The sequence below is a fragment of the Shewanella sp. KX20019 genome, from assembly GCF_016757755.1.
GTDB lineage: Bacteria > Pseudomonadota > Gammaproteobacteria > Enterobacterales > Shewanellaceae > Shewanella.
This window is the reverse complement of record NZ_CP068437.1, coordinates 2,911,938-2,930,505: the sequence shown is the minus strand read 5'-3', so window position 1 is coordinate 2,930,505 and position 18,568 is coordinate 2,911,938. Positions and strand designations below refer to the sequence as shown.

At 42.1% G+C, this 18,568-nt stretch carries 15 protein-coding genes; 11 read left to right on the top strand and 4 right to left on the bottom strand.

Annotated features, from left to right (window positions below):
* Window positions 1-81: 81 nt before the first annotated feature.
* A complete protein-coding gene (locus JK628_RS12830; protein ID WP_202285005.1) occupies window positions 82-2,649 on the bottom strand; it encodes a hypothetical protein in 2,568 nt (855 codons plus the stop codon).
* A 754-nt stretch (window positions 2,650-3,403) separates the two neighbouring features.
* Here JK628_RS12830 and JK628_RS12825 point away from each other — a divergent pair.
* Window positions 3,404-5,413, top strand: a complete 2,010-nt coding sequence (locus tag JK628_RS12825) for a methyl-accepting chemotaxis protein (protein ID WP_202285003.1) — start codon at window positions 3,404-3,406, stop codon at window positions 5,411-5,413.
* A gap of 199 nt (window positions 5,414-5,612) precedes the next feature.
* Window positions 5,613-6,293 carry a pyrimidine 5'-nucleotidase gene (gene yjjG, locus JK628_RS12820; protein WP_202285001.1) on the top strand — a complete coding sequence of 227 codons (681 nt, stop codon included), beginning with the start codon at window positions 5,613-5,615 and terminating at the stop codon, window positions 6,291-6,293.
* Here yjjG and JK628_RS12815 read toward each other — a convergent pair.
* Window positions 6,290-6,901 carry a DUF938 domain-containing protein gene (locus tag JK628_RS12815; RefSeq protein ID WP_202284999.1) on the bottom strand — a complete coding sequence of 204 codons (612 nt, stop codon included), beginning with the start codon at window positions 6,899-6,901 and terminating at the stop codon, window positions 6,290-6,292. The genes yjjG and JK628_RS12815 overlap by 4 nt on opposite strands.
* 213 nt (window positions 6,902-7,114) lie before the next feature.
* Here JK628_RS12815 and JK628_RS12810 point away from each other — a divergent pair, with 213 nt between their 5' ends.
* The 3 genes from JK628_RS12810 to JK628_RS12800 all read left to right on the top strand — a co-directional run bounded on the left by JK628_RS12810 (window position 7,115) and on the right by JK628_RS12800 (window position 8,213).
* On the top strand, window positions 7,115-7,480 hold the full coding sequence (locus tag JK628_RS12810) for a hypothetical protein (protein WP_202284996.1): 366 nt from the start codon (window positions 7,115-7,117) through the stop codon (window positions 7,478-7,480).
* Window positions 7,481-7,507: 27 nt separating this feature from the next.
* The gene (locus JK628_RS12805; protein WP_202284994.1) at window positions 7,508-7,813 is read left to right on the top strand and encodes a Fis family transcriptional regulator; all 306 of its coding nucleotides are present in this window, start codon (window positions 7,508-7,510) and stop codon (window positions 7,811-7,813) included.
* 214 nt (window positions 7,814-8,027) lie between these two features.
* Window positions 8,028-8,213, top strand: a complete 186-nt coding sequence (locus JK628_RS12800) for a hypothetical protein (RefSeq protein WP_202284992.1) — start codon at window positions 8,028-8,030, stop codon at window positions 8,211-8,213.
* Between the two features lie 70 nt (window positions 8,214-8,283).
* On the opposite strand, the gene JK628_RS12795 is transcribed toward JK628_RS12800, so the two are convergent.
* Together JK628_RS12795 and JK628_RS12790 are read right to left on the bottom strand one after the other, a co-directional pair.
* Window positions 8,284-10,365, bottom strand: a complete 2,082-nt coding sequence (locus tag JK628_RS12795; RefSeq protein ID WP_202284990.1) for a bifunctional 2',3'-cyclic-nucleotide 2'-phosphodiesterase/3'-nucleotidase — start codon at window positions 10,363-10,365, stop codon at window positions 8,284-8,286.
* A gap of 338 nt (window positions 10,366-10,703) precedes the next feature.
* On the bottom strand, window positions 10,704-12,881 hold the full coding sequence (locus JK628_RS12790) for a M3 family metallopeptidase (RefSeq protein ID WP_202284988.1): 2,178 nt from the start codon (window positions 12,879-12,881) through the stop codon (window positions 10,704-10,706).
* A gap of 213 nt (window positions 12,882-13,094) precedes the next feature.
* Here JK628_RS12790 and JK628_RS12785 point away from each other — a divergent pair, with 213 nt between their 5' ends.
* The 6 genes from JK628_RS12785 (at window position 13,095) to JK628_RS12760 (ending at window position 18,475) form a co-directional block, all read left to right on the top strand.
* Complete coding sequence (locus JK628_RS12785; RefSeq protein ID WP_202284986.1) at window positions 13,095-14,591, top strand: dipeptidase; 1,497 nt, start codon at window positions 13,095-13,097, stop codon at window positions 14,589-14,591.
* A 257-nt stretch (window positions 14,592-14,848) separates the two neighbouring features.
* Window positions 14,849-15,562: a tRNA (adenosine(37)-N6)-threonylcarbamoyltransferase complex dimerization subunit type 1 TsaB gene (tsaB, locus tag JK628_RS12780; protein WP_202284984.1), complete on the top strand. Its 714-nt coding sequence runs from the start codon at window positions 14,849-14,851 to the stop codon at window positions 15,560-15,562.
* A 60-nt stretch (window positions 15,563-15,622) separates the two neighbouring features.
* The gene (locus JK628_RS12775; RefSeq protein ID WP_202284982.1) at window positions 15,623-15,931 is read left to right on the top strand and encodes a hypothetical protein; all 309 of its coding nucleotides are present in this window, start codon (window positions 15,623-15,625) and stop codon (window positions 15,929-15,931) included.
* Window positions 15,924-16,655: a M50 family metallopeptidase gene (locus JK628_RS12770; RefSeq protein ID WP_202284980.1), complete on the top strand. Its 732-nt coding sequence runs from the start codon at window positions 15,924-15,926 to the stop codon at window positions 16,653-16,655. The genes JK628_RS12775 and JK628_RS12770 overlap by 8 nt, the downstream gene beginning before the upstream one ends.
* Before the next feature lie 87 nt (window positions 16,656-16,742).
* Window positions 16,743-17,576 carry a class I SAM-dependent methyltransferase gene (locus JK628_RS12765; RefSeq protein WP_202284978.1) on the top strand — a complete coding sequence of 278 codons (834 nt, stop codon included), beginning with the start codon at window positions 16,743-16,745 and terminating at the stop codon, window positions 17,574-17,576.
* A 17-nt stretch (window positions 17,577-17,593) separates the two neighbouring features.
* Window positions 17,594-18,475, top strand: a complete 882-nt coding sequence (locus JK628_RS12760; protein WP_202284976.1) for an alpha/beta hydrolase — start codon at window positions 17,594-17,596, stop codon at window positions 18,473-18,475.
* Window positions 18,476-18,568 lie beyond the last annotated feature (93 nt).

Genomic DNA, 18,568 nt, shown 5'->3' with positions numbered 1-18,568 from the left:
GTAAATCACTGAATAAGAAATAAAAAGCCTATTACGCGAACGTAATAGGCTTTTTTAAGCAAGATGTTTATTGCTTAAAAATTAACGCTTTAGCTTTTGCGGTACAAAAGGTAGACGCTTTCTTAAAGTCACTGGCTCACCATCAACGTCAGCAATTACGGTAATTTCAAACCAGGCGTCATGTTCTAGTGATTTTTCATCAATGGTAAAGACTTTCTCAAGTGCTTTTTCATCATAGGGCTGCATGGTAAATGCTTGACTATGACGCTCACTCTCTTGACCATGGAATAGGTCATAAATGATATGCCCTGAAGTATCACCGGAGAAAGGACCATTTAGTTGACCTGATAGGGTTAGCTGACCTTCATTATATTGAGCACTGATTTGTGGCATTTCAAAGCCACGATACTGTTTTGACTTCTGAGTGATAGTTTGGTCGATCTGTTGTTCATTCCAAATGTAGCTAATACTGGCAGACACAGTACTTGATAGCGCAAGCAGACTGTTTTCAATTGGCACTTCTAGTCTTTGGCCTGGATTTATCGTCATCGTTTCACTTTTCGCTGACTCACTCCCTGCGGTTACCGCTAGAGTTAAGGTAATTGAATCACTGCCATGGTTAGTCAATATGGCGACTTCATTGAGAGAGTCTAACCCCTTGCCAATCCAGTCGATTTTTAGCTCTAAACCGGATAGTTCAGCCAGTGCGTCATTTAGACCAGCACCCTCTTTTGCAAGAGACGGTAATAGGCTAACAACTGTAGCAACTTCTTTATCAGCTGTTGGACGATTGAGAGCCGCGCTGCTTAACTGGTTAAAGCTTTCCTGCCAAGATTTAGGCGCCGCATCGCCTGCTTTCCATATTGCTCTGGCAAAACGTAGTGACAGTGAATCACCTTTGAATGCCCAAGCATTGGTTGGAGCGGATGTTGCTAAATCAACCTTATTTGGATTGAGGTCACGCCCATCGTCTATAAATGGCGTGATACCATGCTGATTATCAGTAGAGACTAATCCGAAGCTGTTGTTAATCAATGCGGCGTATATGCCTGCAGTGATCGGCAACTCTACAATAAAGGTGTTAGCGTTTTTAGCCTTTAACGTGTAGATGACTTCAGTTTGTTTAATTTGAATCGAGACGCCTAATTGTGGCTTATCTTGGTTGTTAATGCTTTCGATAATATCTAACGGTAGCGCAATCTCTTTTAATTCTGCACCAAGGGTTCGACCGTCAATAACTAAGGTATTAGCGGATTTTATTTCGACTCTTAATTGAGGGTCTGTATCGGTATTGGCGCCTTTCCAACCCCAATAGCTATCTTGTTTCGCTTTGGTGTTTTCGGCGGTTGATTGTGCACCTAATGCCATACCAATACTGCCCTGAGTGATTTGTGCCTTATCAAAGTTGATAACATAAGCCAGGGTAGGCTGAGCGACACCTCGCTTGGCTGGTAACGTTAGCGAACTGGCAGCGGCTTGCGGAAAATCATTCTGAAATGGGGTAAAGCCAGGAATTTGTGCAGGCGTCATGTTAAAGCCTAGTCTCTGGGGGCCATACTGGTAACTTGTTTTACGCTTGTAAAACATATTACCGTCCATCTCCCACTGGCCACGGGTAGCCACTTCATGGGTTTGCACAATATTCTCTGCCCATTGCTTGAAGTTCTGCTCAAGTGCGTCCCAGTTAGGTACAATATCTTGTAAAACAGTTAAAGACTCTGCTCTGCTTGCAGTTTGGCGCTTTATAATTTCCTGATGGTAGATCTTCATGTACTGAGAGTACTCAGGGTTGTTATACATAAACTGTACAAACAACACGTTAAGCCCACGGTTGAATTTGGCACGGTTATGGATATCGACTAAGGTTGGCTTTTCTTTTGAATAAACGTCAATGCCCTGGCTAACAACATCAAAAATTGGTACATCATGGCCAAACACTGCAAGTTGCTTTTTCTCACTATCGAACACATGATTAGCCAGTGAATCACCTAAACCTTCACCATGCCAAGAGGGGGTCCAAGGGTAGTTACCAACGGCCATTTGATAAGAGTGCATGGTTTCATGAATGGCAATATAACGCTGATGCTGCGGCCTTTCGGTAGGAAAACTATAACCTACTTGGTTATAGTACATCGCCTCACCGCCTGCGGTGTGATGTACACCACGATTGAAACCATCGTCAAACATGGCTAAACGCAATTTGCCGACAGTTGTGGCATAAGTTGAAGCTATACGTTGATTTCGAATATTGGCAGGCTCGATTCCAAAGAACTCAACATAGTAAGGATACGATAACTCAAGCAGCTCCAAGAAGAATTTTGCCCGCTCGGCAGGGTAGTCTGTTTTTAATGCAAAATGCTTACTCACATACCAGTCAAACCCGTCGGAATTGGCTACTTTACCGTCACTAAAAGTAAAAGGGATCTGTTTACCCACGTAAGCCACATCGATATCGACTACGGTTGACGTTCTGGCATTATGCAGCACATTCGCCTTCATTGCTGCAGGGGAGGGAATAGCTTGTACGATATCAAGTGTATAGCTAGCAGGGGGAGTGTCTGTTTGTGACAATAACGCAGTTGGGGTGTTTTGAGCACAGGCGCTTAAAAGGATAGCAGATGTTAGTGCGCATATAATTTTCTTTTTCATACAAAATTAAGTCCATATTATATGTAAGTATGATGGGAGTTAAATAGAACGTTTATACTATTAACGGCTAAGTAACTAGCATTTTATCTTTATTTCATTAAATAAGTTCGACCTGATATTAAAGTGATGTAGTAGATGCTTTATTTGTAGGTTCAATTTAAATCAATGGCTAGGGTAATCCTGTTAATCCCGAAAGTGTCACCTTGTTGTAGAGTGTCTCTAGTTTGACTTAGGGGGACTGCACTTTTCTCAGGTATATTAATTTAGAATATTTCTACCCTAAATTAAAGAATAATGAAATTTACATTTTCTAGTGATCACCAATAATACTGGATTTTGTGGATATTGTATACTTAAATTGTTAGTTGTTGAAATTGAATGATAAATGCCTTTTTATATCGAGTTTTTGTTGATCTGTAGACGAAAGTTATCAGTGGTTCATCTATTTTGGTGTTAAATGCCATGTTTAAAGTGTTGGGTTGGTAAAACATTTAGGTCAAAGGTGTAGTGTTGGGAAATTAAATATTATAGCCTCGTACTTTTTTAACGTTGACAAAAAATATTACAAGTTATGCTTTATATAAATTTCAAGTTTGATAATATTGGGGTTAATATGTTTTCCATACCGAACGACTAAAGTTATTATTAATATAGTCGATAGTATTTAACGTTGAGCGTAAAGTACTGTGTTTATCCATAAAAACCATGAGAATGTTCAAATAAATACAATGAAGTCGTGATAATTAGGTGTCTTATGAGAATTAAAAATTCGATTACAGCAAAAATTGTAATTTCTACTGCTATTGTGGTTTCAGTCGTTCTTCTGGTGACTGCATTTTTTACGGTACGCTATGTGGCGCAGTCTGCGAGCAGTGAGCTCGATGATTCTATGGCTGCATCTATAAAGTTAAACGCCACTGAAATTGAAAGCTACTTCAAGCAACATGCTAATGGGGTTGAAACTGTATTTCGAAACGTTGGCCTTATTGATTGGTTTGAAAACCATAAAGTCAGTGGTGAAGAGCTTGATACGCCCGAATTTGATCGGGTTGTGCAGATAATTGACCGAGAAGTCAAAACCAATGGTGACATCATCTCCATCTTTTTTGGTTCCGCTTTTACTGGTGAGTACTTTGCTGAAGAGGGCGTATCGGTAATTCCTGGTTACAATGTGCTTGATAGACCCTGGTGGAACGAAGTTAAAGATAGCCAGCAGTGGAATGTCAGCCGCATTATTTATGAGGCAAGATACGATGAATTCTATGTGTCGATCAATTTTCCAATAAACAACTTCGAACGAGAGTTCATCGGTGTTGGCGGTGTTGATCTTTACCTGACCTCTGTCAAAGATATTGTTTCTGCTATCCATTATAAAGGGCAAGGCCAAGCATTTTTGCTAGATAATAATGGTGACATGGTGGTGTTCCCCGATGAGCAGTTGGCCATTGTTGACGTTGAAAACCGCGAGACTGAAAATATTAAACTGCAAAAGCTTGACCAACAAAATGGTAATGAAGGATTTTTACAACTCGCCAACCAGATGGACGACGACAGTTATGGTCAGTCACAAGTTATCTGGCGCGGTAAAGAATATTATGTGCAGTTTAGTAGCGTTGAAGTGGACCGGCTTAGCCTTGATTGGAAGCTGGCTATTATGGTGCCAATGGATTACGTTGAGGCGCCAGTGACTGAGTCTGTGCAATCATCAGCATTGATTGTATTGATTATTTTAGCGGTAACCCTCATCGCGGTTTATGTGATGACCTCAATTTTATTAAAACCACTGTCGCAGGTGAAAGAAGCATTGGTTGGTATTGCGGAGGGGGATGGTGATCTTTCTAAAACTATTCCGGTTAGAAACAATGATGAGATTGGGCAGTTATCGGAAGCGTTTAATAGCTTCGTGGGTCAAATCCAAAGCATCGTGCGTCACGTACAAGACAGCAGTATTGATTTAAAAAAGACCACGGCAACGGTGAGCGATATTAGCGAAGTGGCAGCTAGTAAGATCAAAGAGTCGCAACAAGAGGTCGCTTCAGCCGTTAATACCATTAATATGATGGCAGAGACAGCTCACGAGATTAAAGAGCAGGTGTCATCGGCGCGACAATCTGCCGCAGTGGCGAGCGAAACCTCAAAGCAAGGGCAGTCGGTGTTGAGCAACTCCATGGAAGGTATATCGACACTGAATGTGAATTTTGACAGTGCGGTGCATACTATTGAAGATCTGCGCTCGAGTAGTCAATCTATCGGAGAGGTTATGGTTGTGATCCGCAATATTGCAGAACAGACTAACTTATTGGCGCTTAATGCGGCAATTGAATCTGCGAGAGCCGGTGAACATGGGCGTGGTTTTGCGGTTGTTGCCGATGAAGTGCGACAGCTAGCCAAACGAACTCAAGAGTCGACTGAAAGCATTCAAAGCAGCATCAATGACTTGCAGAGTAAAGCCGTTGCTGCAGAAAGCAGTATGCGTTCGACTCGTGAGCAAATTAATCAATATATGGAAGACACTCAAGTGGTGCATACTCAGCTTTCAGAAATCACTATCGTGGTAGATGAGAACAGTGAGAATATGCAAGGGATCGTCAATATTACTCAAGAGCAAGATCAGGTATCGCAATCAATCCGCGATATGATGCATGAAGTTAATGATATTGGTGAGCAAACGCGTATAGAGGCCAGCAACTTGATGAAAAGTTGTACTGATCTAGAGGGCCAGACTGACAAGCTGACGGATGTGGTCAAACGATTTAAAATCTAAGCATAAATGAAGGTTAGAGCTGTCTCGATTTATACTTTAAAATAATTCTGTTTAAGACTAAGCACTCGACTGCATCAGTTGGGTGCTTTTTTGTTGTTTCTTGCAGGATATTTTTTTGCATGACAGTTAGGCTTTATAGGTTAATATAGCCAGCTATTTTGTGGCTATACGCGACATGTTGTTTTAGAAGGATAAAATTTTGAAATATGATTGGGTACTGTTTGATGCCGATGAGACTCTATTTCATTTTGATGCATTTAAAGGTCTGCAGCTAATGTTCTCTCGGTTTAATGTGGAGTTCACCGCAGCCGATTTTCAACAATATCAAACGGTGAATAAGCCTCTGTGGGTTGATTATCAAGATGGAAAACTCAGCGCTAAACAGTTGCAAAACACCCGTTTTGAAACGTGGGCCCATAAACTAAGTGTCTCAACTCAGCGTCTTAATAGTGACTTTTTAAGCGCTATGGCTGATATCTGTACTTTATTACCGGGTGCTCAAGAACTAATTGACACCTTAACGGGCAGGGTCAATATGGGGATCATTACCAACGGGTTTACTGATCTACAAACGGTAAGACTGGAAAAAGTTGGTTTTGCTGAACGCTTTTCGCCGTTAGTTATTTCAGAGCAGGTTGGGGTGGCGAAACCCGACGTGGGGATATTTGATCATGCATTCTCGCGTATGGGCAACCCTGCTCGAGACGCTATCCTAATGGTCGGCGACAATCCTCACTCGGATATACAAGGCGGGTTAAACGCAGGGATCCATACTTGCTGGTTGAATCGTCATGGCGAAAGCCAACCGGAGGGGATTACGCCTCATTATGAAGTCTGTTCGTTAAATGAATTGCAACAACTTTTATTAGCGAGCAGCTAACGATTTTTTTCAAAATGCAGTAAACGATTGTTAGCCGGCATGGAAAAGTCGGCTATCAACGACAGGTTCTGCTCCGCAGCTAACGCAGTAATCCACTCGAAATCCCGAATCGCACTTTGCGGGTTTTGTGCTGCTAGCCAACCATCAAAATTGCGATTGCTGTCACTGCTATATTGGCCTTGATAGTTAAAGGGCCCGTAAATACAAAGTTGGCCCTGAGCACTTAAGTGTTTTCCAACACCATTAAAAAATGCACTAACCATCTCTTTTGACATGATATGTAGTGTATTTGCGCTGAAGATTGAGTCGATTAAAGGGGTTGTTGCGGGATCTATTGGCCAGGGCTTTAATACATCAAGCAGCCATGGTTGGCGTAAATTACTGCTGGGTGATTTGGTCAACCAAGCGTTGATGCCTGCGTGATACTCAAGCTGATCGCTTGTTTGCCATATTGCATGTGGTAGAAGTTTGGCGAAGTGAACCGCATGTTGGCCAGTGCCACTGCCAACTTCGAGTACATGTGTTGATTGACTGAAAGCATCTTCTAAGATCGCGGCAATTGCGGCTTTATTATTCTCACATGATTGAGAGTAGGGTAATGATGTCACAACATAATCCTGTCTATATCCATCTTCTAGTAGGATGGGTATTTTCAATAATGCCTAATGTTTTACCGTGTTACTCACGAAATAACAACTCAAGTTAGTCTGTTCATCAATTTAGATCTATCAAAGAGATAGTCGTAGGCAGCTATAGTTAAAGGGGTTATTATCAATTCATAATGTAACGCCGCTTTGTCGGTAATTAGGTAAGGATATAACTTGGCGATTGAACAGCAAGAGATGATGGCGTTATTAAGTGAACTTGAATGTCGTACCAACTTCACCATCAAAAAAGTGACAGAGTATATGTTGCCGAAACTGAAGGAACCTTTTTATCTATATGTTGATGGTAAACAACTTCAGTTAGTGATCCGGCCTGCTTATGAAGTGTTTAAGGCTGATTTTGCTGCACTTGATGGTGTCACTGCAAAAGAGCAGTATTGCCACTACTCGGAGATGACCCGTTTTCCTAAGCGAGTGCAAAAAAGTGTCAATGGCATCCATTATGGGTTGGCCTTTAGTTTCGACAATATTGACGCTGTGAAAGGTTTTATCAATAAAATAATCTCTATTAATCAAGGGTAGAACTGTAGTCATTGGATTGAGGTTAGTGTGAAAAAGAGCGACAAAAAGATTGAAACTGCGATCCGCATATCGTTAACAGAGGTGTGTGAAAGCCTTAAAGCTGAAGTTGTAGGGTTTGAATGGCTAACCCACAAAGTGAATTTTTCAAACGTTAGCCAAAGTTTGCAAGTCACCTTTATGTTCGCGACCAATCAGTCACTAAGAGAAGCCAAGTTGCGGTTACAAACAGATGGCATGGCTAATCTAGCTTGCAGGGCCTTGGCTAAACATAATATCCAGATTAACAACGCTGCCAAACAGTTTGTCTTTGACACTGAAGAGCGGCACTTATAGCTTTAGCTATGTATAGCGTAATCAATTGCAATACTTGAGAAGGCGATATATCAAGCCAATATAATCCGAATGGGTAGTTGTTAAACGCATTTATTACACGGTTTCGAGTATAGTTAACATTTTGTAGCAAGTAATAGTTGGCGTCAACGACAATAGCCAGCCATAATTTAACGATAGGGACATTTAGAGATAAAGACAGGAAGCCGAATCAAATATGGATACTAATCAAGTGACCCATCAACAGGACCCAGTTGATTGCGATAACGATATTGAGATGTTGTCACAATTAAATCGAAAAAGATTAAAATTCTTTGGCTTAATGCTCGGTATCGTCGCAGGTTTACCCGCGGGGTTCTATAGTGCTCGCTGGATATATCTATGGTTATTTCCAGTGAGTTAATAGCAGTCGTTATGTTAAAAAAGGCTCCCGAAGGAGCCTTTTTTAGTGGGTATAGCTCTGTATCTATAGCTTATTTAGCAACAGGAGCTGTTGTTAAGTCGATGCTGTAGATAGCAAAACCTGCCACAGTCTCATCATCTTTCGCTAGTTTAACCATTACGCGTTGTTGATTTTCTTCAACGAAAGTATCTGCAAGCTCGCTGTCTTGCGTTTCAAAGCGAACATCAAGTTTTACACTGGTAGTGATTGTTTTGAAATCCCAGTTGTAATCAGCGCTTGGATCAACTTCGCTATTGTAGCCACCAGAACCGTCTGGCTGAGATTCGTTAGTGATGTATTCAGCGAGTGCTTCACGGTTAGAGTCAGGTAGTTCTAGTACTACGTGATCAGAACCAGTCCCCGCAAATGAACCACCAAAGGCGCGATAGTTATTTGATGCAACCACAAACTCTTTATCTGCTAGCTCTGCACCGGTAAACTCTTTACCGTCAGCATCGGTATAGGTCAATTCAACAATACGATTTGCATCAGCATCAACCAATGTACAGCTGCTGTCGAATCGAGTTGGCTCAGTGACATCAATTTTGTAAGTTAGGCCATCAATAACATCGAAGTTATAAGTTGGGTGACCTGCACGGTTGATTAGGTTTTGTGGTTCAGTGCTAGTTGGATCAATTTGGTTGAATTGATTTGCACTACATTCTAACCAATCTTGCAGTTCAGCACCGGTAGCTTTAACAGCAACCATAGTATTTGGATATAGGTACAAATCGGCTGCATTGCTGTAAGTTAACTCGCCTTTTTCTACCATGACGAACTGGCTAGCATCGCCTTCAGCGTAACGTCCACCCGCTTTAAACGGTGCAGAGGCTGACAATACTGGAAGCAGTTTTAAGGCTTCATCAGTTCCGTTTTGAATAACTTGCGCAACTTTTGCAATCTGTGCGTCAGAAACAATCTGTACGGTTGGATCATCCTGAACCAACGTCAGGAAGCTATACATGTCAGAAGAAGCAACACCAATAGGTTGACCAACAAACTCTAAAGTACCTTCATGTTCAAGTGCAACAGCGTCACGGATTGATTGCTCACCCTCAACTAACTCTACTTTATTCGCAGTGTCATATACTGGACGCGATTCAGTTTGAGACTCTTCATGGTAAACATTCCACTTACCATCTTCTTTGCGAAGCTTAAGGTCGACAATACCTAAGTTGTCACCCCAACGACCAGGCATTACAGCTGGAATGCCGTTGAGTAAGCCTTTTTCAACATCGGTGTTTGGTAAGTCTGCATAGCCTGCAGCTGGGAAGACTGAGTGACTGTGACCAAACATGATGGCATTGATGCCTTCAACATTTGTGAGTGCGTAAGTCGCGTTCTCTGCCCATGGATCGCCAGGGTTTTCAGTAGAACCAATGCCAGAATGCGGGATTGCAATAATAACGTCAGCGCCTTCGGCCTTCATCATAGGTACAAACTTATTTGCCGCTTGAGTAATGCCGAGAACTTCGACTTCACCGTCTAAGTTTGCTTTGTCCCAAGTGAGAATTTGAGGTGGTACAAAACCGATATAACCGATTTTAATTGTATGCTCGTCACCATTGCTATCAACCACAACTTTATCTGTGATGATGTATGGTGTGAACATGTTGTCGGCGAACTCTACTTCGTTCCAACAACCGTCTTTTTTAGCACAAATTACATTTGAGTTGATGTACGGAAAGTTTGCACCAGCGATGGCTTTTTCCAAGAATTCTAAACCGTAGTTGAACTCGTGGTTACCAATGTTACCTACAACATAGTCGAGAGTATTCATTGCTTTGTAGGCAGGGTGGGTATCGCTCATCCCAACGCTGGCAATATAATCGCCCATTGGGCTACCTTGCAGCAGGTCACCATTATCAACCAATACGACGTTGGCTGATTCAGAGCGAGCTTCGCTGATTACGCTAGCGGTTCTTGCTAGGCCGATAGTAGCGTCTTCTTTACCACTGTAATAATTGAAATCCATGATGTTAGCGTGTAGATCTGATGTTTCTATAACACGCAGATCGACTTGAATTTCACTATTTTTGTCATCATCTGAACCACATGCCGTTAGACCAAGTGTCGACGCGATAACTACTGCTAAAACTGTTTTGTTTAACATATCCATTCTCTTATATTTGGTTTAGACCCCAAGAAGCCATTAAGCACTTCTTAAACTGTTAATAGGTTTATTTTTGGCATAACTCACTATTAACGGATGCGATTATAACGACTCTTTATGTGTTTTTTGTGATCTAGGTTTGGCTTTCGTTGTATCAATTTGTGACACTGCTCAGCATTTAATCATGAGCATATCCGCTAGGCGATATTACAAGCTGTTGTTGCTACATTGTTGGTTTTAAATGCTATTTATAACAAAAAAGGCACACCCTAGGGTGTGCCTTTTGAAGGAACGCTTGTTGTAGTGATTTATACTTTAATCACACATGCATCTATTTCTTACTTAGCTAACAGACCACGGCTACGCAGTAATGGGGCGATCCCTGCTTCTTTGCCACGGAACTGCTTATATAGCTTCATAGGATCTTCACTGCCGCCTTGTGATAGTACGTTATTTCTAAAGGCATCTGCAGTGGCTTTATCGAAAATACCATTCTCTTTAAAGGCTTCAAATGCATCAGCACCTAGAATATCAGACCAAAGGTAGCTGTAGTAACCAGCAGAATATCCACCTGAGAAGATATGTGAGAAATAAGTACTGCGGTAACGCGGTGCAATCTCACTGATAAGCCCCATCTTATTTAAAGATTCAGCTTCGAATTTTGCCGCATCTTTAGGCATAAAGTCAGTCACGGTGTGCCAATCGAGATCAAGCTTTGTTGCCGCCATATATTCAACAGTGGCAAAGCCCTGGTTGAACTTGCTCGCCGCTTGAATTTTCTTAACAAGCTGTTGTGGGATCACTTCACCAGTTTGGTAATGCTTAGCAAACTGCGCCAGCACTTCAGGTTGGGTCATCCAGTTTTCCATCACTTGTGAAGGAAACTCAACATAGTCGCGGGGCACTGAAGTACCCGCTTGTGAGCGATACTCTACATCTGACAACATGCCATGCAGTGCATGTCCAAATTCATGGAATAGGGTACTGGCTTCATCAAATGTCAGTAATGCAGGTGCATCACCAACAGGGCGCGGGTAGTTAAGTACGTTAACTATGATAGGTTTAGAGTCAACGCCATTCATGTTGTACTGTTGGCGATAAGAGTTCATCCAAGCGCCACCACGTTTGCTATCACGGACATAATAATCGCCCATGAAAATAGCCATTATTTCGCCATCTTTGTCATACACTTCCCAAGTACGCACTTCGTCGTTGTACTTTGGCAGATCAGTACGCTCTTTAACTGTGATGCCATATAAACGGTTAGCGGTATAGAATACGCCTTTAAGGGTATTTTCTAGCGAGAAGTATGGGCGAGTTTGCTGTTCGTTGAAGCTATATTTAGCCACTCGAATTTTATCTGAATAATACCACCAGTCCCAGCCTGCTAGCTTAAAGTCACCGCCTTCAGAGTCGATCAACTGCTGCATATCAGCTACTTCTGCTTCCGCTTGAGCAAGAGCTGCCGGCCATACCTTATTGAGTAGGCCATAAACATTTTCGGGCGTCTGAGCTGTGCGCTCTTCTAGCACGAAGTGAGCGTGGGTTTTATAACCCATTAATTGTGCGCGCTCGGCACGCAGTGCAGCCATTTTCGCGAGGATCTTCTTGTTGTCGTGCTCGTTATTGTTATTGCCGCGCTCGACATAACCTTTATAGATCTTTTCGCGAAGTTCGCGGCTATCTGCATAGGTTAAAAAAGGCGTGATGGAGGGGCGTGAAGTGGTGAATACCCATTTACCTTCATGACCTCGCTTAGTCGCAGTTTGCGCGGCAACACTGATGACATCATCAGGCAGACCTGAAAGTTCATCTTTACTGTCGATAACCAATTCAAATGCATTAGTTTCAGCAAGTAAGTTGTCGCCAAACTCTAAGCTTAATTTTCCTATTTGATCATTTAGAGCACGCAGCTTTGTTTTGTCAGCATCATTTAAATTAGCGCCGCCACGAGTGAATGACTTATAAGTATCGGCTAATAATTTTGCTTGAGCCACGTTCAATTTTAATGTGTCACGTTGCTCATAAACGGCTTTAACTTTTTGGAATAGCGCGTCGTTAAGTAATACATCATCGCCTGCGGCAGATAACATCGGTGACACCTCTTTAGAGATAGCTTGCAGCTGCTCATTGGTGTCGGCACCGGTTAAGTTATAAAAAACACTGGCGACTTTAGTTGTTAGCTCACCTGAAAACTCCATCGCTTCGATAGTGTTTTCAAAACTTGGGGCATCTGGGTTATCGATTATCGCTTGAATTTCAGCTTGATGCTGAGCAATACCTGCTTTAAATGCAGGCAAATAATGTTCTGCTTTGATTTTAGAAAAATCTGGAATGCCAAAATAGGTGTCATAGGGTGCGAAAAATGGATTGCTCACATTTTTTTCAATAACTTGCTGGGCAACAACATTAGCTGCTGTTTGGTTGTCTGTGGTGTTATTCGCGCTGCTGCAAGCGCCAAGAGACAGTGTGATTGCTATGGCTGCAACCAATGGTTTAAGGGTTGATCCCTTCATATTTTAAATCCCCGATTTCACTTGTTTTAATTTTCATCAATATCTTTGCATTGACGTTAACGTCATTAAATATCACGGTTGGTCATGTTAAATCTATTAAAAAACCGTATTGTTTGTAACAAATATTTTGAATGGCTACTTTTTATCACTTTGGGGGCAAAAGTTATGGCAAACTGAGGCCGTTTTTTAAATATAATAATAAAATGGACGACCATGAAACGATTACCTCTGCTTTTTATAGCCTTACTTTCTCTCCCAATTTATGCCGTTGAACCTGAATCAGACAAGGTTGCCAACTATGCCGTTGAGCATTATGCAGAAGAGATGGTAAGCAGTCTGAAAACTTTAGTTCGATTTAATACCGTTGCGGTTGATGGCACAACGCCAGATACTAATCCAGAATTTATAGGCTTTAAAAGTGAGCTTAAAAGCCTAAGTCAGCAATTGGGTTTAGATTATGCCGATCACGGCTACGTAATTTTAATCGGCCTAGGCCAGCAACAAGATAAGCTGGGGGTGATTACTCATGGCGATGTGCAGCCTGCAAACCCTACGTTGTGGCACCAAAGCCCGTATCAACTGGATATGCTCTCACAGCCAGGTAAACTTATTGGCCGCGGCACCGAAGATGATAAAGGTCCTATCGTCACTGCGATGTATGCAATGAAGTCGATAAAAGACAATGGTATAAAGCTAAATAAACGTATCGAACTGATGGTTTATTTGGCTGAAGAATCAAATTGGGCACCACTTAAAACCTTTTTGACTACTTTTACTCCTGCAGATATCAACATTACCATCGATGCCGAGTATCCGGTTGTCACCGCGGAAAAAGGCTGGAGTAAAATTGAATTTGTTATTCCAGCAGTCACAGAAATAAATGCTAATGGGAAGCGACCGATACTTAACCAGTTTTCCGGTGGTTATTTTGGAAGTCAGGTACCACAGCAAGCCCAAGCCGAAATTAGCTTTGCAGATGAAGAGCTGATTAAGCAATTAAAACAGCAAGCAAAGAAGCAACAGGGAATGCATTATCGCTTTGAACAGAAAGGCAGTAGTTTGCTTATTCGCGCTGATGGAAAAGCGGCACACTCTTCGACTCCCGAAGATGGTATTAATGCCGTAACGCATCTTGCGCAGTTGCTTGCAACTCATCAGTGGCCCAAAACAACCGCTTCATTAACTCAGACTTTTATCCACGAAATGGTGGGTATGGGTATTTATGCTGAGCAGTTTGGTGAAATCGCTTATAAAGATGACTTTATGGGGCCAATGAGTTTAGCACCAACCATAGTAAAAACTGGAAAAGAGGGCACTCAGGTGATGATTAATCTACGCCGTCCAGTGGGAAAAACGCCTGAACAGCTTGACAGCCAAGTAGCTGAAGCATTGCAGCTATGGCAAACAAAGCAGCAGGTTAAATTGGTGGATTTAGAGACTTATTGGGGCGAACCTATGGTGATGAAAGATGCGCCACATCTTGATACTTTACTTGGTGTTTACGCTCACTTCACCGGGGTGAAAGATCCTCAACCTGTTGCTATTGGAGGGTCAACTAATAGTAAACTGTTTCCTAATGCTTTAAGTTTTGGCCCCGCCATGCCTGGCGTAGAATATACCGGTCATACCGAGAATGAATTTATCACTTATGATCAATTCATGCTGAATTTAAAGATGTACACTGCAGCATTTATTGAACTTGCTCGTTAATTTTCATCTATAGGTATAAATAAATCGCCGTCATTGGCGTTTTTTACAACAAAATAGTTGTATTGGGGAAACTATTTTTCGACTTATGCTTAAAGGGACGGGGCGGATTAGGTATAATCCTCGCTCTTTTATAGTGAGCTATGCTGTGAACTGCGACTCGGTAATAATTTCTGAGTTCGTCATAGTGAGTTTCAACTGCAATACGTAGGTACAAATTTTACGTGTTTAGCCCGATTATTGAGTTTGGTAAGTAATAAATGACAGAACAGTCCATTGAAGCATCTTCGTTGAGTATACTCGCTCTTGATACCTGTACAGAGTCATGCTCTGCAGCGCTAACGCACAATAATAACGTCTTCAGTGAGCAAGCTGATGCACCACGGGAACACAGCCAAAGGTTATTACCCATGGTGAAATCTGTGCTATCACAAGCTGAGTTAAAACTTACCGATGTTGACTTAATTGCTTACGGCAGAGGTCCGGGCAGTTTTACTGGTATTCGAATATGTACCAGTATCACCCAAGGATTAGCTTTGGGTCAGTCGTTGCCAGTTATCGGTATTTCTACGCTGGCAACAATGGCACAAGCAGCGATTGAAAATGGTGCTAATCAGGTGCTAGCGGCGATAGATGCCCGTATGGGTGAGATCTATTGGGGACAATATATCAACGTTGATGGTTTAGCCACTTTGGTCAATGAAGAGGTTGTCAGCGCACCTGAAGCGTTAGTGCTAAGCTTGAATGAAGCCGATACGATAACAGCATGTGGCACAGGTTTTGACGCCTACCCGCAGTTATTAGCATTGGCGGGAGGGCTTATAGTATGCGAGCTTGCTAAATATCCAGATGCAAAGTTTATGGCTGTTTTGGCGAAAAAAGGGCATGCTTTAGGGTTGAGCACCAGTGTAGATGAGCTAAAACCCGTTTACCTGCGTGACACGGTAACGTGGAAAAAACTCCCAGGGAAATAGTAAGTTGGGTAAGCTTGGGTGAAAAGTTCGCTGCATTTTTTATAGATTAGGGACGATTTGATGCAAATTAATTCAAATCAACTTGCACCTTCAAAAGTTGAAGTTAATAAGTCGATAGGGACAAATCAGGCTGCTGCTGTAACTGTAGATGCAGCGGATCCAGTGCTGCCGATCCAGGCACAGCAGTCCTATCAATTTAATGATTATAATGAAGATGCCGCAGCACTAAAGTCTCGACTTGGTGCGCATATTGAGTATGAAAATGAAACGCGAGGCCACCGCGGCGCAGTGGCTGAGTATCTCACTAATCAACATGCTGCAAAACGTGAAGAGATCCAGCAGATGGTAGGCATAGACACCTATGCCTAGTATTCGGCCAGCAAGTAGCTCTTCGAACCACTCAGGTCAATTTCTAACTCCAGCGTCTTCAGGTACTCCAACTCGTGGACGTTTTTTTATTGAGCTATTGATTGCATTCTTAGTGACAAAACTGCCTTTTATAAGTGTGCCGTTTAAATGGTTAGAAAGTTACTTTCATGAATTGTCCCATGGCTTAGCGACACTCTTTACGGGTGGAGCCGTTAGCCACATACAGCTATTTCCTAATGGCGCTGGTCTTTGCTTTAGCCAAGGTGGTTGGCCTTTAGTGATTGGGTTCTCTGGTTATTTTGGTGCTGCATTATGGGGCTACTTAATTTTTACCTTTGCAACCTGGCCTAAAGGGATCCGTTTTAGCTTCGGTTTGTTAGGCGCTGGCGTTACCTTAACGACGCTGCTTTGGGCTAGAGATCTACTAACCATATCTATTTTAGTGTCACTCGCACTGCTTTTTTTAATGCCATTAAAACTAAAGCTTAATCGCTACTTAGCCACCAGTTTGCGTATTATGGGATTGATGGTAATTTTAAATGCACTCGCTAGCCCGACGGTGTTATTTGGCCTAAAGGGGCAGGGTGATGCGAACATGTTAGCTGGACAAAGCTGGATCCCTGCATGGTTCTGGGTGCTTGTTTGGCTTGCAACCAGTGCCTTTATGTTATTTCTTTGCTGGCGTCGAGTCGATAGACAAGCGGATAAACTGAAAGCAAAATAATTTAACAAAGTGTAAATCTCTGTTTCATAGGCTTGGATTTTAAGCTATTGACTGATAGGTTGATGCCAGCCCATATGGAGATATCGAATGAAAATTAACACCCTAGCCGCAAGTCTTATTGTTACAGGTGCGTTTGGCCTGTCAATTATTAGCCCTACTGTTTCTGCCCATGTCCATGAAAATACGGTACTGGATAGCGCTGTAAGTAGTGATTTTCGTCAAGCTAAGAACACCGCCAGAGACAATTACAGACATCCAAAAGAAACCATTGCATTTTTCGGTGTAGAACCTACAGATACCGTCATTGAGTTATGGCCTGGTGGCGGTTGGTATGCTGAGATCCTCGCTCCTTACCTTGCAGAAAAAGGGCATTATATCGGTGCTAACTTTAACGCTAATCCAACAGATGAAAAACAACGTAATGGATATCGCGCTAAAGCCGGTAGAAAGTTTGAACAATGGCTGAAAGATAACCAAAGCAAGCTTGGTAATGGATCAACGGTGACTTTCGACCCTCCTAGCTTTTATGGAATGGGAGATGACAATAGTGCAGATGTGGTGCTCACCTTTAGAAATCTACATAACTGGGCTATGAAAGGTTATTTAGAGCCTGTTTTTGATTCTGCTTATAAAGTACTGAAGTCAGGCGGTACCTTTGGAGTCGTCGAGCACAGAGCTGTTGCAGGTATGGATGCTAAAACCGGTTATATGGATCAAGCTGAAATGATAAAGCTGGCTGAAAAAGCCGGTTTTATATTTGTTGAAAGTTCTGAAATTAATGCTAACCCCAAAGATACCAAGGATTATCCAAAAGGAGTTTGGACCTTACCACCGCGCTTAGCGCTTGATGATCAAGATAAAGAAAAGTATCTCGCCATTGGTGAAAGCGATAGAATGACGCTCAAATTCACTAAAAAGTAATTGGCAATTGGTATAATATGGATCTGTTTTGCGGGCAAGAAAATGAAATAACAATTCAATTACCTCATATTACGTTATCAGCGAAATTATGGGGCTCGCAAGACAAACCACTAATATTGGCGTTGCATGGTTGGTTAGACAACGCCAATAGCTTTCTGCCTTTAAGCCGTTATTTAACTAACTACCAAATAATGGCAATCGATTGGCCAGGTCATGGATTATCTGAGCACCGACCGGGTAAATACCCGCTACATTGGATTGACTATCTTTACGATTTAGATGCTCTGCTCGATGCACTTCCTCAGCATCAACAACCGATCGCGATACTAGGACACTCTTTAGGGGGCATTATCGCGTCAGCCTATACCTCTGCATTCCCTGAAAAGGTGGATCAGTTAATCTTAATTGAAGCTCTTTCGCCACTGTATGAGAAAGAAAGTAAGACAAAGCAGCGCCTCAATAATAGCTTTGTAGCCCATCGGCGTTATCTACAATCTACGTTGACCAATCCCAGTGTTTATCAGGATATTTCAGTTGCTGTCAATGCACGTCATAAACTTACTGCTTTAGATGTGGCATGGTGCGAAGTTATCACTCAACGTAATATGAAAAAAATTGATTCTGGAGTATGCTGGCGCAGTGATCCCCGCTTAAAGTTAGATTCCCCATTGAGACTGGTTTACTCCCAAGTTGACGCATTAATGCAACAACATGAAGTCGAGACATTACTTGTTTTTGGCCATCAGGGCTTCTCTCAACTTAAGAGTGCAATACCAGCCGCAAAAAGTTGGTTTAAGCAGCTTGAAGTCAGGGAACTTGAGGGCGATCATCATCTTCACATGGGTAACGCAAAAGAGGTATCGGTAGCAATTGAGAATTTCTTGACAGCTAAAGGCTGAAAAAGAGACTAGGTTTTTTGTTTCATTTATGTGATGATAATCAAAATTTAAACGCTCGTATGATTTATTGGCGTTTCTTATAAATATAAAGAT